Here is a 15,802-nt window from a genome sequence, read left to right as displayed (position 1 = left end):
AAAATTTAATAGCTGAAACGTTTAATCTGACCAAGCGGCCACGTTACTCGATAATCTTCCGAGGAAAAAGCCCCATCCTGTCGGACAATTGCGACAATGGTCGCCTGCGCGTGGCGGCCAATCCGGGTCAAACTACCCGGTCCTGGTTCCGTAGCCAGTCCCGGTAATAACAAGGAAAATTCGGTGAAACTCAGCGATATCGCCCGTCTGGCCGGTGTGTCAGTGACCACGGCCAGTTATGTCATCAATGGCAAGGCCGAACAGCAGCGCATCAGCAACAGCACTGTCGAGCGGGTGCGCGCGGTGGTCGAGGCCCATGGCTTCACCCCCAACCCGCAAGCAGCCGGCCTGCGCAGCCGGCACACCCGCACCCTGGGCTTCATTCTCCCGGATCTGGAGAACCCCAGCTATGCCCGCATCGCCAAACAGCTTGAGCAAGGCGCCCGCGCCCGTGGCTACCAGCTGCTGATCGCCAGCAGCGACGACCAGCCCGACAGTGAGCGCCAGCTGCAGCAACTGTTCCGCGCCCGCCGTTGCGATGCCCTGTTCGTCGCCAGCTGCCTGCCGCCGGAGGATGACAGCTACCGTGAGCTGCAGGACAAGGGCCTGCCGGTGATTGCCATCGACCGGCGCCTGGACCCGGCACACTTCTGCTCGGTGATCAGCGACGACCGCGACGCCAGCCGCCAGCTGGCCGACAGCCTGCTGGCCACTGCGCCGAAAAGCATCGCGCTGATCGGTGCCCGCCCGGAGCTGTCGGTCAGCCAGGCCCGTGCCGGTGGTTTCGACGAAGCCATGCAAGGTTTCGCCGGCGTGGTGCGCCGCTATCAGGGCGAGGGCTTCAGCCGTGAATGCGGCCAGCGCCTGATGCAGCAGCTGATCGACGAACAAGGCGGTTTGCCGGATGCCCTGGTGACCACCTCCTACGTACTGCTGCAGGGGGTATTCGACACCTTGCAGGCGCGCCCGGCCGATTCGCGCCAGCTGCACCTGGGCACCTTCGGTGACAACCAGTTGCTCGACTTCCTGCCACTGCCGGTCAACGCCATGGCCCAGCAGCACGGCCTGATCGCCGCCACCGCGCTGGAACTGGCCCTGGCCGCCATCGAGGACAAGCGCTACGAGCCCGGCGTGCACGCCATTGGCCGGACCTTCAAGCAACGCATCACTGCGGCCTGAGCATGCGCCTGATCGACACCCACACCCATCTGGACTTCCCCGACTTCGACGCCGACCGCCCGAGCCTGCTGGCCAACGCGGCGGTGCGCGGGGTGGAGCGCATGGTGGTGCTGGGGGTGTACCAGGCGAATTTCCAGCGGGTGTGGGACCTCGCCTGCGCCGAAGGCAGCGTGCATGCGGCGCTAGGGCTGCACCCGGTTTACCTGGAGCAGCACCGGCCGGAGCACCTGAAGCAGCTGCGTGACTGGCTGGAGCGCCTGCAGGGTGACCCAAGGCTGTGTGCGGTGGGCGAATTCGGCCTGGACTACTACCTCGAAGCGCTGGACAAGGAACGCCAGCAGGCGCTGTTCGAAGCCCAGCTGCAAATGGCCTGCGACTTCGCGCTGCCGGCCCTGTTGCACGTGCGTCGCAGCCACGCCCAGGTGATTGCCACCCTCAAGCGCTACAAGCCGGCGCGGGCGGGAGTGATCCATGCCTTTGCCGGCAGTTATGAAGAAGCGCGCGAGTACATCAAGCTGGGCTTCCGGCTTGGGCTGGGCGGTGCAGCGACCTGGCCGCAGGCGTTGCGCCTGCGCAAGACCTTGCCGCGCCTGCCGCTGGAAAGCATCGTGCTGGAGACCGATTCGCCAGACATGGCCCCGGTGATGTTTGCAGGCGAGCGCAACAGCCCGGAGCATTTGCCTGAGATTGCCGAAGCCCTGGCCGAGGTGATGGGCATCGAGGTCGAAGTATTGGCTGAAGCCAGCAGCCGAAATGCCTGTGAGATTTTTGGCTGGTAGTACCGGCCTCTTCGCGGGCACGCCCGCTCCCACAGGTCATGCGCAGGTCTCAAGAGCTGCATGCAGGCAATCACACCCTGAACGCCCCGATGAGCCGCTTCAACTCCACCACCTGCGTCGACAACGCCCGGCTGGCATCTTCAGTCTGGCAAGCGCCTTGGGTCGTGTCCTGCGCCGCCCGGTTGATCGCGACGATGTTGCGGTCGATGTCATGGGCCACCGCCGTCTGCTGCTCCACCGCTGCGGCTATCTGCTGGTTCTGCTCGACGATGCCACCCACCGCACCCAGAATATTGCCCAGCGCCTGCTGCACCTGGCGCGCTTCATCGACAGTGCCCGCCGCCATCTGATGGCTGCTGCCCATCGCCCGTACCGCCTGCTCCACGCCATCGCGCAGGCGCTGGATCATCTGCGCGATCTGCGCGGTGGAGTCCTGGGTACGCCGGGCCAAGGTACGCACTTCATCGGCCACCACGGCAAACCCTCGTCCCTGCTCACCGGCCCGCGCCGCTTCGATGGCCGCATTCAACGCCAGTAGATTGGTCTGCTCGGCAATGCTGCGAATCACCTCCAGCACCTGGCCAATGGCCTGGCTGTCATCGGCCAGCCGGTTGATCGCCAGCACGGTCTGGTCAATTTCCTCGGCGAGGCGACCGATGCTGTGTTGCTGGCTGGCCACCAGGGTACGGCCGTTGGCGCTTTCCAGGTTGACCTGCTGTGCGCCGTTGGCCGCCAGCGCGGCACTGCGCGCCACTTCCTGCGCGGTGGCACTCATCTGGTTCATCGCCGTGGCCACCTGCTCGATCTGTTCGCGCTGGCCGCTGACCGCCTGATTGCTCCGCGCCGACACGGCCAGCACCTGCCCGGCCTGCTCCTCGACGGCCACCACGGTGCGACCAACCTGGTCGATCAGGCTGCGGATACGGCGCACGGTTTCACTGAAGCCCTGGCCCAACTCACCCAATTCATCACGGCTATGGGCCTGGAAGCTGACTGTCATGTCGCCCGCGGCCACTTTGTCCATGGCACCGCCCAGCCGGCGCAAGGTGGCCCGGGTCGATACATAGAAGCCGCCGTACAAGTACAGGATCAACACGAAGACACCGGCCAGCAGCGTGCCCAGGGCGAGCATGCGCAGGCGCTGCTCGGCCAGGCGTTCCTGCAACTGCCCCTGCAGGTGCGCGAGCACGGCGTCGTTGAAGCGGTAGGTCTGCGCCATCAGTTCGCTGACCTGCTGATAGAACGTCGGCCATGGGGCATCGAGCGTTTCCGCCACCACCACCTGCTCCTCGAACAACGACGCAGCCTGCCTGAGCGTCGCCTGGCTCGTAGCCGCCGAGCCCGCCAGACTGGTCTTGGCGGCCCGGTCCGTGGCCAGGGCATCATCCAAGCGCAAGGCATAGTCTGCGCCCAGGCGATCAAGGCGCTGTAGCAGGTCTTCGAAACGGGCACTGCCAGCAGAGTCGATGAACCCCCGCCCCAGTGCAACGGCACCCATGGCCCGACCCTCACCCAGGGCCTGGGTGACTTGCGCCGTGGCGACCCCGAGCAGTTCACTCAACTGGCGTACCGAAGCCTGGCGGTCCTGGCTCAGGCCGGACTGGCTGATTACCTGCTTACCCAGTATCTGGGCCTGGGCCAGCAGTTTGTCGAACAGCGCGGCCTTGTTCTGCAGAGAGGACTCCGCCCGGGCACTGGCAAATGCAGTGGCCAATTCCTCGAGTTTGCCTTGTGGTACCGCCTCATCCCCTTGCAGCGTGCGCAACTGCGCCTGGACCTTGTCCTGCAACGCACTGATACGCGTCTCCAGGTCGCCGGCCTGGCCAGACTGGCCGAGCACGGCATTGACCTGCAACAGGTTGCCAAGCGCCTCCAGGTCGGCGCGCAGGATCAGGCTGTCCACCAGCGGGGCAATGCCCTGCAACTCGGCGCGGGTGGCATGGAACTGCTGGTAGGCATCGCGCACCAGATAAAAACTGGTGGCCAGCATTGGCAGGAAGAACAGGACGCTGATGAGGCTGAACTTCTGGCCGAAGCTCAGCCGATTCATCAATGCGATGGCCGGGTAGAGCAGACGCTTCACGGGGCACCTCCATGGATTCTTGTTGTTCTGCAGAGATAGCACTAGGCCACTTGTATAACGCAGATCGAATCGGAGGTTTGTAACTTAAGGTTAACCGCCCTTGTGGGAGCGGCCTTGTGTCGCGAAAGGGCTGCGAAGCAGCCCCAAGATTTCAGCTTTAACGCACAAATGGCTGGGGCCGCTTTGCGGCCCTTTCCGACCGGTCCGGCGCCCCGGCAAGGCCGCTCCTACACCAGCACTGTCCACAGGGCAAACCCTGCGTACCACAACACCGCACAGCGCAGCAGCAGCTCCCACAGGCTGTCCAGCCGCCCCAGCCCGTGCTGGGGGTCTTCTTCCTCGGGGATATCATCGGCAATGCGCCCGACCCTGGCCACCAGGTGCCCGGCGCTGATATGCCAGTTGAGCAGCTCGTGCAGCATCACCCGCATTACCGCGACGAAGTTGCCGACCAGCGCGAAGCTCAGGGCGAGCATCCGCACTGGCAGCCAGTCCATGATATGCCGCAGCTGTTCGGCACGGGCCTTGAGCGCAGGCTGGTGGCTATGCTCGCCCGTCAGTGCCAGCAGGCGGTAGGCCAGTGCCGCGCCTGGGCCGAGCACGAAGTACCAGAAGATCACCGCGAAGAAGCTCTGGTAGGCCTGCCACAACAGGTAACCCTGCACTCGCACCAGCAGGCTGTGGGGCTCGTCGGCCACCAGGCCCAGGTCGCGTTCAGCCACATGCAGCGCGGCCTGGTCGTCGCCACGCCGCCAGGCATCGCGAAATGGCCCGAGGGAACCCTTGGCATCACCGCGCCCGAGGCTGTAGATCAGCACCAGCAGGTGCACCGGCAAGGCCAGCAAACCGTAGGCCACCGGGTCCAGCACGTGCAGCAACAGCACCAGTACCGCCACCGGCGCCAACACCAGAATCGCCAGCGTCCACCAGGGATGCACCTTGCCACTGCGCTCCAGGCGCACCAGCTCACCCAGGAAGAAACCGTCCCGTTGTACCTGATGACGCAGCGCAGAGAACTTCTCTACCCACAGCGCCAGTAACAGCACCAGAAAACTCATGCGTTGTCCTCGTTGTCCTTCACGGCGTTGCGGTAACGCGCCCAGTCGAACGCCGGGCCGGGGTCGGTCTTGCGCACCGGGGCAATGTCGCTGTGGCCCTGGATACGCGCAAGGTCGATCACCGGCCAGACAGCCTGGATCTGCCGGGTCAGTTGCTCCAGCACGGCGTACTGGGCATCGGTATAGGGCAGATCGTCGGTGCCTTCCAGTTCGATCCCGATGGAAAAGTCGTTGCAGCCCTCACGCCCGTCGAAGCTCGATACGCCGGCATGCCAGGCCCGGTCGAGCAGCGACACGAACTGGGTCACCGCTCCGTCGCGCTCGACGAACAGGTGCGCCGAGACGGTCAGGTGGCTGATGCTGGCAAAGTAAGGGTGCTCGTTCGGATCCAGGCGGTTCTGGAAGAACTGCTGCACCTTGCCGCTGCCGAAGCAGGCCGGTGGCAGGCTGATGTTGTGGATTACCAGCAGGGAAATCGCTTCACCGTCCGGGCGGGCGTTGAAGTTCGGCGAGGGGCAGTGGGTGATTCCGTTTCCGTGGAACCAGCCAGTGGCACGGTCCAATTGCATGGGGCAGATCCTGAAAAACACCGGTACAGAGCCGCAGTATGCCTTGCTCCCGGGGCGTAGTGCATGTGAATGATTGTAATGCCGTCGGCTCAGTGCACCTGTTGCTGACGCAGGCCTTCGAGCACGGTTTCCAGTGCCCGCTCGAACAGCAGGCCATCATCCAGCAACCGCGCCTCGCCTCGACGCAGGGCCTGCGCCAGGCCGGCCGAGTTCCATTCACGCACTTTCATCCCGGTACGGTTGGCGAAGACCAGGCGGTCGCTGCTGTCGATGCGCGCGACCAGCTTGCAGCGCAAGGGCTCGTCGTCATCGAGCATTTCTACCCAGGTACCGATCCGCAAGCGCTGCACCTGGCGCAGCTCCGCCGCGTGCTCATCGCGTTGACGCAGTGGCACGCAGGCGGACTCTTCGGCGATGGCCAGCACGATGTCTTCAGCCACCAGGACTTCGGCCAGTTCATGGCTGCCATCTGGCTGTTCGGCCCCCGCACACGCACGCAAGTGCAGTTGCTCCAGTTGCAGGAAGAATTCGCGGGTAGCCGCCGAGTCCAGCGCCACACTGGCCAGGCCGTCACGCAGTGACTTGAGCAGGCCTGGCACTTGTTGCAGTAACACCTGCGGCTGTTGATGCGGGGCGATACTGGCGAGCAGGGTATCCATGGTCGCCAGCGCCTGCTCCCAGGCTGGGGACGCTTCGCCCTGCTTTAGCCAGGCCAGCAACAGCACCTGGCTCCAGGCCTGAACCAGCATGTGCACGACCGCCTGCGGCAAGGTGCGCCCGCGCAGACGCTGGTTGAGCGCCTGCTGCACCTGCTGGCGGGCCTGCAAGGCACGGGCGCGCCCTTCTTCGGCATCGCGTGTACGCTGCTCCAGCAGTTCGTTGCGCCGGCGCTCGTCCTGGCTGAAGGCAAGGAAGTCCTCCAGCAGTTCGGTGAACAGCGAGGCATCTTCGGTGAAATCGTTGAGCAGGCGCTGGACGATGCGCTCCACGCGCAGGTGCAGGCTGTCGCGCAGGCCTTCGCTGCCGGTTTCCCAGCCGATCGCGACAGCGGCAATCTCATTGAGCAGGCGCCGTGCCGGGTGGCTGGCACGGCTGAACAGGCCTTTGTCCAGCAGCGCTACCTTGAGCAGCGGAATGTGCAGGCGAACGATCAGCGCGCGCAAGCTCAGCGGCAGATTGTCATCGGCGGCGATGTAGGCGAACAGCAGGCCGACCAGGTTGATCATGTCCTCGTCGTTGCAGGCGATGCGTCGGCGCGTACCGCTGCGCACGCTAACCCGCAGCAACAATTGTTCAAGCTGCTGCCCCAGGTCGAAGTCATCCTCTTCGATCGTGGCCGGCACATAATGCTGCAGGTGCGAAAGCAGGCGCAGCAAGTCGGCGGTGCTGATCGGCTCGGCACTGGCAGCGGCTTGCAGGCGCGGGGCGATGCGCCCTCGGCACGGCGCCAGCAGGCCTTCCAGCGAACACATGAAGGCCTGCCCGGCACTGTCTGCGCCCATGGCATCAGGCTCGCGATTGGCCGGCACGCGCCGTGAGCTCAGGCGGTGATCCTCGGCACGCCGACGCGGTGCTGGCTGCAGATCCGGCATCACGCCCGCAGCGGCCAGCAACTGGTTGGCTTCAACATAAAGCACGTCGATGTCACGCAGCACATAGCGCTCGAACAGCTTGAGCAGGATCAGCTTGACCCGCAGGCCCACGCCCAGGTTGCGCCCGGCATCGAGGAAATAGCCGCACAGCGCAGCAGGCCCGAACGGGTTCTGCTGCTCGTCGAAGCTGCGCGCGAGCAGGCACTGCAAACGCATGCCCAGTTGCTCGAGGGCGAGGCCATCACGCGACAGCACCCGTGCGACCATGCCGTCGACGACGACGGCACGCTCCCTGTATGCCTGGTTTTTCGACGCCTGCTGGCCCAGCGGGTCGAACTGGCCGATCCGGGCGAAGGTGTCGTAGAAGATGTCGAGAAAGCCGCGTTCGATGTGCTTGCGCTTCAGGCGCAGGTCACGCATGGCCTCGAAATACAGGTTCTGGTCGAAGCGGTCGGCTGCCCGGTCGGCCATTTCGAAAAGTGTGTCGTCTGCATTGTCGAACAGCGCCTGCAAGCCTTGGCGCAGTTGCAGGGCGGCCTTGTCACGCACTTGCAGAAGCAACACCGGAAGGCAAGGCAAGGGCGTGCGTGCGCCTCGATCGATGGCCGCCGCCAGGGGCACCACCTTGCCTTCTTTATGCATCCCGAACTCCTTGCTGGGTAATGTATTCGACAGCGCGAAAAATCGTCAAAGCTATGACGCCAATTGTTAGGCGCCATTATCGGTAAAAATGCCGACAGCTGCCAGCACTCTTCACTGGCGGGCAAGTGACTCTGTTTCCGGGCAGATGCTCATTTGACCTGACCAATGGTCACCTGCAAGGCAAGCTGTACACGGCGCAGTCCCCCTGCCCTATAATCGCCGGCACCTAGCTTGTGGAGCCGACCATGCCGAACCTACGCCTTGCCGACCTGACCGCCGAGATCGAAGCCAATGTGCGCCGTGCACTGCTGGAGGACATCGGCAGCGGCGACATCACCGCGCAGCTGATCCCGGCCGAGCGCCTGGCCAAGGCCACCATCATCACCCGCGAAGACTGTGTGATTGCCGGCACCGCCTGGGTCGATGCCGTGTTCCGTCAGCTTGACCCGCGCGTGGCCGTGCACTGGCAGGTGGCCGATGGCGAGCGTGCCACCGCCAATCAGCCGCTGTTCCACCTCGAAGGCCCGGCACGCTCGCTGCTCAGCGGTGAGCGCAGCGCGCTGAACTTCCTGCAGATGCTGTCGGGTGTGGCCACCCGTGCGCGCTTCCTGGCCGACCTGGTCGAAGGTACCCAGGTGCAACTGCTCGACACCCGCAAGACCCTGCCGGGCCTGCGCCTGGCGCAGAAGTACGCGGTCACCTGCGGTGGTTGCCACAACCATCGCATCGGCCTGTATGACGCCTTCCTGATCAAGGAAAACCACATTGCCGCCAGCGGTGGCGTGGCCGAGGCCGTGGCGGCGGCGCACCGCATCGCCCCTGGCAAACCGGTGGAAATCGAAGTGGAAAGCCTGGATGAACTGCGCCAGGCGCTGAATGCGGGCGCCGACATCATCATGCTCGACGAACTGACCCTGGATGAAATGCGCGAGGCGGTGCGTATCAACGCTGGCAAGGCCAAGCTGGAGGCCAGTGGTGGGGTCAACGAAACCACCCTGCGGGTGATTGCCGAAACTGGCGTCGACTACATCTCGATTGGCGCCATGACCAAGGATGTGAAGGCCGTGGACCTGTCGATGCGACTGAGCCTGTGACCGAATCGCAGGCATGAAAAAACCGGCCAGATGGCCGGTTTTTTTATTTCCTGAATCAGAACGAGGCGTTGGCCAGGCCGTCCAGGTAACGCTCGACGTCCAGGGCTGCCATGCAGCCGGCGCCAGCCGAGGTGATGGCCTGACGGTAAACGTGGTCAGCCACGTCACCAGCAGCGAACACGCCTTCGACGTTGGTGGCGGTGGCGTTGCCTTCACGGCCGCCGGCAACCACCAGGTAGCCGTCCTTGAGGGTCAGCTGGCCTTCGAACAGCGAGGTGTTCGGGGTGTGGCCGATGGCGATGAACACGCCGTCGACCTTGATTTCGTCGAAGCTACCGTCGTTGTTCTTCAGGCGCGCACCGGTCACACCCATGTTGTCACCCAGCACTTCGTCCAGGGTGGCGTTGAGCTTGAGCTCGATCTTGCCTTCAGCGACACGGGCGTTGAGCTTGTCGACCAGGATCTTCTCGGCGCGGAAGGTTTCGCGACGGTGCACCAGGGTCACCTTGCTGGCGATGTTGGCCAGGTACAGTGCTTCTTCCACGGCAGTGTTGCCACCGCCAACCACGGCAACCGGCTTGTTGCGGTAGAAGAAGCCGTCGCAGGTGGCACAGGCCGAAACGCCCTTGCCCATGAACGCTTCTTCCGACGGCAGGCCCAGGTAACGGGCGCTGGCGCCAGTGGCGATGATCAGTGCGTCGCAGGTGTATTTGCCGCTGTCACCTTGCAGGGTGAACGGCTTGTTGGCCAGGTCGACGGCGTTGATGTGGTCGAAGACGATCTCGGTCTCGAAACGCTCGGCGTGCTCCTGCATGCGCTGCATCAGGGCCGGACCGGTCAGGCCGTGGGGGTCGCCCGGCCAGTTGTCGACTTCGGTGGTGGTGGTCAGCTGGCCACCCGCCTGCATGCCGGTGATCAGCAGTGGCTTGAGGTTGGCGCGGGCGGCGTAGACCGCGGCGCTGTAACCGGCAGGGCCGGAACCGAGGATGATGACGCGCGAATGACGTACTTCAGACATGTCGAACTCCTGTCGAGCGGGCCCAAGGGGGCCGCCAGCTGGAAATTAAAAAGGACCCACGCAGCACTTGGGGAAGTCCTACAACGCGCAGGCCCAGAAAGCGGAAAGTTGAGCGCACTGTAGCGAGGTGGCAGAGATTAAGGAAATATCCTTCGACAATCCACCTCATAGGCATCCTCTATCTGCGAATTTCACCTGGGCCAACACCCTTGGCACATTTGTTACAGCCGGTTTCTTCATGTCTGCCTGCCTTTCGTCGGCGCGGCAAACTCGGTAAGGTCAGCGCGTTTTCCCTTCTCTGCGGAGTGTCCCGATGCAAGCCCCTGTCCTCTCCGGCCCCCAGTACCTGCGCGAAGGCCTGAAACTGGTGCTGAGCCCCAACCTGCGGATGTTCGTGCTACTGCCGCTGGCGATCAACCTGCTGCTATTTGGCGGCCTGATCTACTTCGCCGGCCACGAGTTCAGCCTGTGGCTCGACGCGCTGATGCCAACCCTGCCCAGCTGGTTGAGCTTCCTTTCCTACATTCTCTGGCCACTGTTCGTCGCCTTGCTGGTGCTGATGGTGTTCTTCACCTTCACCCTGGTGGCCAACGTCATCGCCGCGCCGTTCAACGGCTTCCTCGCGGAAAAGGTCGAAGTGGTGGTGCGCGGCCAGGACCCGTTCCCGGCCTTCAGCTGGGGTGAGCTGGTGGCCATGGTGCCACGCACCTTCGGCCGCGAGATGCGCAAGCTCGGTTACTTCCTGCCGCGGGCCATCGGCCTGTTCATCCTGTCGCTGATCCCGGTGGTCAACGTGATCGCCGCGCCGCTGTGGCTGGTGTTCGGCGTGTGGATGATGGCGATCCAGTACATCGACTACCCGGCGGACAACAACAAGATGAGCTGGCAGGACATGCTGGCCTGGCTGCGACAGAAGCGCTGGCAGTCGATGGGGTTTGGCGGGATTACCTACCTGGCCTTGCTCATTCCGGGCGTGAACGTGCTGATGATGCCGGCGGCGGTGGCGGGGGCTACGTTGTTCTGGGTGCGCGAGCGGAACTGAATTGAGCGAGGGGCTGCTGGGCAGCCCCTTTCTCAGCGTGCTCTATTAAAAATCGGAGAAACTGTAGGGTTTTAGAGGTGACAACTGGGAGAGCAATATCAAATGCTCCACTGCATTTACCTTTTGTAGATTTTCAAGTTTGCATAACCCACCAAACGCTAGCGCCGGAACAAAACCGTACATCTCATCACACCCAAGGACACCTAAACTTTTCTTTGCAGGCTCGAAGAAATCTCCAAAATCATTGGACTCCCGCTCCATCAAAAGAAAGAAACCCTCCACTTCCCTATCCATATCCTCTGCATCAAGCTCATCAACAGTACCGCAATAGCTTGAAGTAAAGGCTGTGATTTTTAATGAGAACCCGGAATTTTCACCGTACAAATAGAGGTCGCCAAAAGCGCCGCGGGCAATCATGTGATAGGTATCGCGCCCTTCTAGCGCAGTGCCTTCTATAAATGAGGCAACCACGCCCTCGTAGTCTTGAGGATTGACTGTCCAAAAAATCCCATCACCATATCCGCACCAGCCGTGCTCGGCCCAATACTCCAACATTTTTCTAGGCAACTTACCTTTGTAGCGCTCTATGCTAGAGGGAGGTACCTCTTGCCTGAACATAGGCTCGCCCATTTCCTCTATGAAAAGTGAGTAAACTTCGTCCATTTTTGCGCTCCTTAGCTTGTTAGCACTTATGCAATTTAACATTCAAAAAACCTGAGACACCACCCTCTTTGGATTGCTTTTCGACTGATTGTATTAGCTCACCCACCCTGCTTTTCCACTGGGGACCGATAGTGGAGTTTACCTGCCTATCACCAAAGTCAGAAATAACATCCTTACCACCGGCGATTAAATCTGGATTGTGCAATGCTGCAAGCGAGGACATTGTTTCTTTCGCCTGTTTTGCTGAGAGTTTTTTCGCTTCAACTGGGCTCATATCCTTGGAGAGTTCGCTATAAGCTCTTTTCCTCAAATCATCATACAACTTCCTTCTAGCGTTTTTCGCAACCTTCGGATCGCGCGCTTTGGGATTGGCGACATTATCCAAAAACTCTTCAACTGTGAGCCGGTTCAGTCCATCCTGCTGTCCTTTTAATTGCCGCTCAAACTCGCCATGCTTCGATGCCGGCAATTTGTCCGCCTTGAAACACGCCACCGTGTGCAGCGGCATGCTACCGGGCTTGCCCTTGGATGGTTCCGTGTCTTTCCCTACCGGCCGGTTAGGCTGGCCAGGCTGTGGCTCACCCACCGCCCCTTTGCGTCGCTCCGGCACCTGCAGGTCTGGCCGTTTCTTCAAAGTCTCCTCGTGCTTGAGCATCCACTGCCCAATCCGCGCGCCTTTCTTGCTGGCGGCCATTTCCAGGGCAAGCACACCCGCGTTGCCACCTCCACGGGTGAGGTAGGACACCATGGCGCCCAACAGCAGCATCACCACTTCCACATGCCCGGTAGCAATGAAATGCGCCGCCTGGTTGATGGCATACGGGTTGTCTTGGCTGAACGCGTTCAGCCCTTCTTCACCGCGTGTGCCTTCCCAGGCGATGCCGATGCCGTCGAGGTAGTACTCGCCGATACGCGGCAGGCCATCGACGAAGAACTCGGCGATAGAGGCGATGCCCAGCGCGCCGAGGATCCAGCCGCTGACCTTGAAGCCGATGGCGGTGCCGGCAACGCCGCCGGGAATGGCACCGGCACCACCGGCGAAGGCACCGATGCCGGCGCCGAGCAAGCCGCCGGTGAGGGCAGTGCCGGCGACGATCATCGCCATTTGCTCGGCGACGCCGAGCAGGTCGTTGAGGATGCTTCTGATGTCGAGGTCGGCGAAGCGCTGGCGCAGCAGCGCGCCGGCTAGCCATTCGGCCTTGTGGAACGCGCGCCGCACGCTGTCCACGCGGCGCAGGTTGAGGGCCAGTGACGGCACTTGTTCGTTGAGGTAAGTACGGAAATGGGCACCTCCTTGGTAGCCCATTTCATCGGTGATGCGTGTCTCGATATCGTGCCAGGTGGGCACGATTTGCCAGAGCAGCATGAGGCGTCTCCCTGCCAGTTTTGTGCAGGGAAATCACATCATGGAGTGAGATGGGAAATTCCTGAGACGATTGTAGGAAAAGTCTATTTCGTAACTAGAGGGTTCGAGGACCATCAAAACCAGTTGCTGTAGCGACGTGCAAACCTGAAGGCATAAGCGCCAGCGGCGATGGCATGTGCATCATTGTTCTGGATTTGCAAGCAAGACCCCGTAACTAGACATGGGGTAGATAGTTAGAGCAAACGGGTTATCAATCCATCGTTCAATCATCCCTGCCACCTGCTGGCGCTCATTTCAAGAGGACAACCAGATGATTGACGATGAAAAATTAGCGGAAATACTGCCGAGCGAGACTACCGATGAGGGCGAACCTGTAGAAGCCGAGGTTAACGACCCAAATCTACCTCTCGAGCCGGAAACTGAAGAGCCCAAAATTCCGGTCGGTCCGATTGACCCTCAGGGCCCGCTGGCGCGTCTTTTTCGAGAAGGTAAGGGAGGGCGTGATCTCAATGACGAAGAGTTCGCAGCTTTTGAACAAGTCAAGTTGCACGTTCACACGACGTTCATGACCGCCCTGGCAGAACATGGCCTTGACGATTATCAAAACATGTCCTGTTACGTTTATAACGCGAATGGCGACAAGTCATCGCTCAGGACATACCTGATCTGGGCCCTGATAGCGGGAAAACTGGAGAAATCGGATATCGACCGATATGAGTTTGACGGAACCCTCTTCACTGACGATGAAAGTAATCTCTGGGCTGCCGTCGAAGAAACCTTCCTGCACATGCTGAAAATGGACCCCATCGTCTGAAAGTCACAGTGTGGCCTGGCAGGCCTGCTCGCGACTTCATTCGATACATACAACTTGCGCAGGAACTGCTCGGTTACCAATACAGTTATGGCCGCAGCTTCGCGGCCCTTATCTAAGGAGATCGAAAATGGAATTCACAAACGTCAAGTCGAATGACTTCATTGAGCTGGCAGGCATCCCCGAGCACCTTCACAGCACGACCATCGCCGAGCATCGGGTGAAATGGCGGCTACGCGGGGCCCTGGAAGCCATCGACATCCATGAGCCGATCGAGCGGTTGCACTACACAACCTGGGACTCGAACAACGGAACGGTCAACTACAGCCAAACCCTGATCGAGTTACTGGTCGATGCGGTGCTGCACAGTGAGGCTCCCACCATCGGACCGGCCGGTGGCATCTTCAGTGCTCGTGGTGTGAACGGTGAAGAACATCATGTCGCGATAGACCTGGCGGCGGTTCACGAAGCCGCCTCAATCGTCTATCGGCACATCAAGCAAACCGAACAGGCCGATTGACCAACCACGGCGGAAAGGTGCGGCCTGCGCCTTTTCCGCCACGCCTGTCAGGTTGCCGTCAGTGGCTTAACTGGCTGGAAAACTGCCCCACCGCATCCACCACCTTCTTCGCCCCTTCCTGAATCTCGACGATCACCCCACCGGTATCCGCCGCCAGCGCCAGCCCTTGTTCGGCCTGGCGCTTGCTGGTGTCGATGATGTCCACCGCCGCCTGGGCCAGCTGCTCGTTCTGCTGCACCACCTTGGCAATCTCCTCGGTGGCGCTGCTGGTACGCGAGGCCAGCTGCCGCACTTCGTCGGCGACCACGGCAAAGCCACGGCCCTGCTCGCCGGCACGGGCGGCTTCGATGGCGGCGTTGAGCGCCAGCAGGTTGGTCTGCCCGGCGATGTCGCTGATGGTCTTGATGATTGCGCCGATCACCTTGGACTGCCTGTCCAGCGCCTGGATACCCTCGGCAGCATCCTGCATGGAACCTTCCAGCCCACGCATCACGTCCACGGTCTGGGTCACCACATCGGTGGCCTTGCGGGCACTGGTGTCGGTTTCCAGGGAGGTGTTGTAGGCGATGTCGGCAGCCTGCGCCACCGCCTGCTCCTGATTGACCTGGTCGGTGATCACGGTGGCGAACTTGACCACCTTGTACAGCACGTCATGGGAATCGAAGATCGGGTTGTAGGAAGCCTCCAGCCAGATCGTGCGGCCATGGGCGTCGATTCGCTTGAAACGGTCGGCCACGTACTCGCCACGGCGCAGCCTGTCCCAGAATGCCTGGTAACCCGTCGAGTTGGCTTCCGCCGGCTCACAGAACATGCGGTGATGCTTGCCACGCACCTGCTCCAGGCTGTAGCCCACCGACTGCAGGAAGCGGTCGTTGGCCGTCAGCACCTCGCCGTTGAGGTTGAATTCGATCACGGCGGTGGAACGCATCAGTGCCTTGATCAGGCTCTCGTGCTCACGCGAGGCTTCGATGGTGCGGGTGAGGTCGCTGGAGTGCATGGAGAAATGCCTGATCCGCCCGTCGACAGTCTTCACCGGTTGCAGGATCGAGCGCAGCCAGGCTTCCTCGCCGTTGCCACGCAGCAGGCGGAACGCGCCGTTGAGGTGCTCGCCACGGGTGATGGCGTTTTTCATGCGCTGGTAGAAGTCGAGCTTCTTCACGTGCGCCGGCACGATCTCTTCGATGTTACGGCCAATCAACTGCTCGGCACGGTAAAGCATCTCGTTTTCGAAGTTGCCGTTGACCTGCTCGATGCGCCCCTGGGGGTCGAGCTGCAGCACCAGCATCTCGCTGTCGAGGCTGCTTTTGACCTGCTCGACGGCCATCAACTCTTCGCGCAGTTGCTGGATTTCTTTCTTGAGCTTGCTGTTGAACATCACCGCACTCC

13 protein-coding genes and 3 pseudogenes are annotated in these 15,802 nt (G+C 61.8%); 6 read left to right on the top strand and 10 right to left on the bottom strand.

Going from position 1 to position 15,802, the window contains the following annotated elements; genetic code table 11:
- Positions 1–183: 183 nt before the first annotated feature.
- Positions 184–1,179, top strand: coding sequence for a catabolite repressor/activator (gene cra / locus N430_RS19895; RefSeq protein ID WP_110638462.1), 996 nt, complete (start codon positions 184–186; stop codon positions 1,177–1,179).
- A gap of 2 nt (positions 1,180–1,181) precedes the next feature.
- Positions 1,182–1,958, top strand: a complete 777-nt coding sequence (locus N430_RS19890) for a TatD family hydrolase (protein WP_110638461.1) — start codon at positions 1,182–1,184, stop codon at positions 1,956–1,958.
- A gap of 70 nt (positions 1,959–2,028) precedes the next feature.
- Here the strand turns inward: N430_RS19890 and N430_RS30040 are convergent, their stop codons facing one another.
- The 5 genes and pseudogenes from N430_RS30040 to N430_RS19870 all read right to left on the bottom strand — a co-directional run bounded on the left by N430_RS30040 (position 2,029) and on the right by N430_RS19870 (position 7,902).
- The gene (locus N430_RS30040; protein ID WP_371922784.1) at positions 2,029–2,733 is read right to left on the bottom strand and encodes a methyl-accepting chemotaxis protein; all 705 of its coding nucleotides are present in this window, start codon (positions 2,731–2,733) and stop codon (positions 2,029–2,031) included.
- Between the two features lie 153 nt (positions 2,734–2,886).
- A pseudogene (locus N430_RS30035) lies at positions 2,887–3,090 on the bottom strand (HAMP domain-containing protein); the annotation flags it as partial.
- Positions 3,091–4,268: 1,178 nt separating this feature from the next.
- A complete protein-coding gene (ampE, locus tag N430_RS19880) occupies positions 4,269–5,099 on the bottom strand; it encodes a regulatory signaling modulator protein AmpE (RefSeq protein WP_110638459.1) in 831 nt (276 codons plus the stop codon).
- Entirely contained in the window at positions 5,096–5,668 is a 573-nt protein-coding gene (gene ampD, locus N430_RS19875; RefSeq protein WP_110638458.1) for a 1,6-anhydro-N-acetylmuramyl-L-alanine amidase AmpD, read from the bottom strand. Before ampD ends, ampE begins: the two co-directional genes overlap by 4 nt.
- Positions 5,669–5,757: 89 nt before the next feature.
- Positions 5,758–7,902 (bottom strand): DUF1631 domain-containing protein, encoded by a 2,145-nt coding sequence (locus N430_RS19870; protein ID WP_110638457.1) that lies wholly within the window; start codon positions 7,900–7,902, stop codon positions 5,758–5,760.
- 245 nt (positions 7,903–8,147) lie between these two features.
- Here N430_RS19870 and nadC point away from each other — a divergent pair, with 245 nt between their 5' ends.
- Positions 8,148–8,996 (top strand): carboxylating nicotinate-nucleotide diphosphorylase, encoded by an 849-nt coding sequence (gene nadC / locus N430_RS19865; RefSeq protein ID WP_103445670.1) that lies wholly within the window; start codon positions 8,148–8,150, stop codon positions 8,994–8,996.
- A 55-nt stretch (positions 8,997–9,051) separates the two neighbouring features.
- Here nadC and trxB read toward each other — a convergent pair whose 3' ends face one another.
- On the bottom strand, positions 9,052–10,014 hold the full coding sequence (trxB, locus tag N430_RS19860) for a thioredoxin-disulfide reductase (RefSeq protein ID WP_110638456.1): 963 nt from the start codon (positions 10,012–10,014) through the stop codon (positions 9,052–9,054).
- A 313-nt stretch (positions 10,015–10,327) separates the two neighbouring features.
- On the opposite strand from trxB, the gene cysZ reads away from it, so the two are divergent.
- Entirely contained in the window at positions 10,328–11,056 is a 729-nt protein-coding gene (gene cysZ, locus N430_RS19855; protein WP_110638455.1) for a sulfate transporter CysZ, read from the top strand.
- A 45-nt stretch (positions 11,057–11,101) separates the two neighbouring features.
- Here the strand turns inward: cysZ and N430_RS19850 are convergent, their stop codons facing one another.
- Together N430_RS19850 and N430_RS19845 are read right to left on the bottom strand one after the other, a co-directional pair.
- Positions 11,102–11,719: a GAD-like domain-containing protein gene (locus tag N430_RS19850; RefSeq protein ID WP_110638454.1), complete on the bottom strand. Its 618-nt coding sequence runs from the start codon at positions 11,717–11,719 to the stop codon at positions 11,102–11,104.
- A gap of 19 nt (positions 11,720–11,738) precedes the next feature.
- Positions 11,739–13,085, bottom strand: coding sequence for a DUF6861 domain-containing protein (locus N430_RS19845; protein WP_116583655.1), 1,347 nt, complete (start codon positions 13,083–13,085; stop codon positions 11,739–11,741).
- 310 nt (positions 13,086–13,395) lie between these two features.
- Here N430_RS19845 and N430_RS19840 point away from each other — a divergent pair, with 310 nt between their 5' ends.
- Both N430_RS19840 and N430_RS19835 read left to right on the top strand, forming a co-directional pair.
- Positions 13,396–13,899 carry a hypothetical protein gene (locus N430_RS19840; protein ID WP_110638452.1) on the top strand — a complete coding sequence of 168 codons (504 nt, stop codon included), beginning with the start codon at positions 13,396–13,398 and terminating at the stop codon, positions 13,897–13,899.
- A gap of 127 nt (positions 13,900–14,026) precedes the next feature.
- Positions 14,027–14,416 carry a hypothetical protein gene (locus tag N430_RS19835; RefSeq protein ID WP_110638451.1) on the top strand — a complete coding sequence of 130 codons (390 nt, stop codon included), beginning with the start codon at positions 14,027–14,029 and terminating at the stop codon, positions 14,414–14,416.
- 58 nt (positions 14,417–14,474) lie between these two features.
- Here the strand turns inward: N430_RS19835 and N430_RS30030 are convergent.
- Both N430_RS30030 and N430_RS30025 read right to left on the bottom strand, forming a co-directional pair.
- Positions 14,475–14,900: pseudogene (locus tag N430_RS30030) on the bottom strand (methyl-accepting chemotaxis protein); the annotation flags it as partial.
- A 162-nt stretch (positions 14,901–15,062) separates the two neighbouring features.
- Positions 15,063–15,701: pseudogene (locus N430_RS30025) on the bottom strand (PAS domain-containing protein); the annotation flags it as partial.
- Positions 15,702–15,802: the final 101 nt, after the last annotated feature.

The sequence above is a fragment of the Pseudomonas sp. CC120222-01a genome (assembly GCF_003097235.1).
GTDB lineage: Bacteria > Pseudomonadota > Gammaproteobacteria > Pseudomonadales > Pseudomonadaceae > Aquipseudomonas.
This window is presented reverse-complemented; position numbering and strand designations above follow the sequence as displayed.

Coding starts and splice junctions, on each gene's coding strand:
- N430_RS19835 (WP_110638451.1), top strand. CDS start 14,027: ATGGAATTCACAAACGTCAAGTCGAATGACTTCATTGAGCTGGCAGGC.
- N430_RS19845 (WP_116583655.1), bottom strand. CDS start 13,085: ATGCTGCTCTGGCAAATCGTGCCCACCTGGCACGATATCGAGACACGC.
- cysZ (WP_110638455.1), top strand. CDS start 10,328: ATGCAAGCCCCTGTCCTCTCCGGCCCCCAGTACCTGCGCGAAGGCCTG.
- ampD (WP_110638458.1), bottom strand. CDS start 5,668: ATGCAATTGGACCGTGCCACTGGCTGGTTCCACGGAAACGGAATCACC.
- N430_RS19840 (WP_110638452.1), top strand. CDS start 13,396: ATGATTGACGATGAAAAATTAGCGGAAATACTGCCGAGCGAGACTACC.
- N430_RS30040 (WP_371922784.1), bottom strand. CDS start 2,733: ATGAGTGCCACCGCGCAGGAAGTGGCGCGCAGTGCCGCGCTGGCGGCC.
- trxB (WP_110638456.1), bottom strand. CDS start 10,014: ATGTCTGAAGTACGTCATTCGCGCGTCATCATCCTCGGTTCCGGCCCT.
- ampE (WP_110638459.1), bottom strand. CDS start 5,099: ATGAGTTTTCTGGTGCTGTTACTGGCGCTGTGGGTAGAGAAGTTCTCT.
- N430_RS19870 (WP_110638457.1), bottom strand. CDS start 7,902: ATGCATAAAGAAGGCAAGGTGGTGCCCCTGGCGGCGGCCATCGATCGA.
- nadC (WP_103445670.1), top strand. CDS start 8,148: ATGCCGAACCTACGCCTTGCCGACCTGACCGCCGAGATCGAAGCCAAT.
- N430_RS19890 (WP_110638461.1), top strand. CDS start 1,182: ATGCGCCTGATCGACACCCACACCCATCTGGACTTCCCCGACTTCGAC.
- N430_RS19850 (WP_110638454.1), bottom strand. CDS start 11,719: ATGGACGAAGTTTACTCACTTTTCATAGAGGAAATGGGCGAGCCTATG.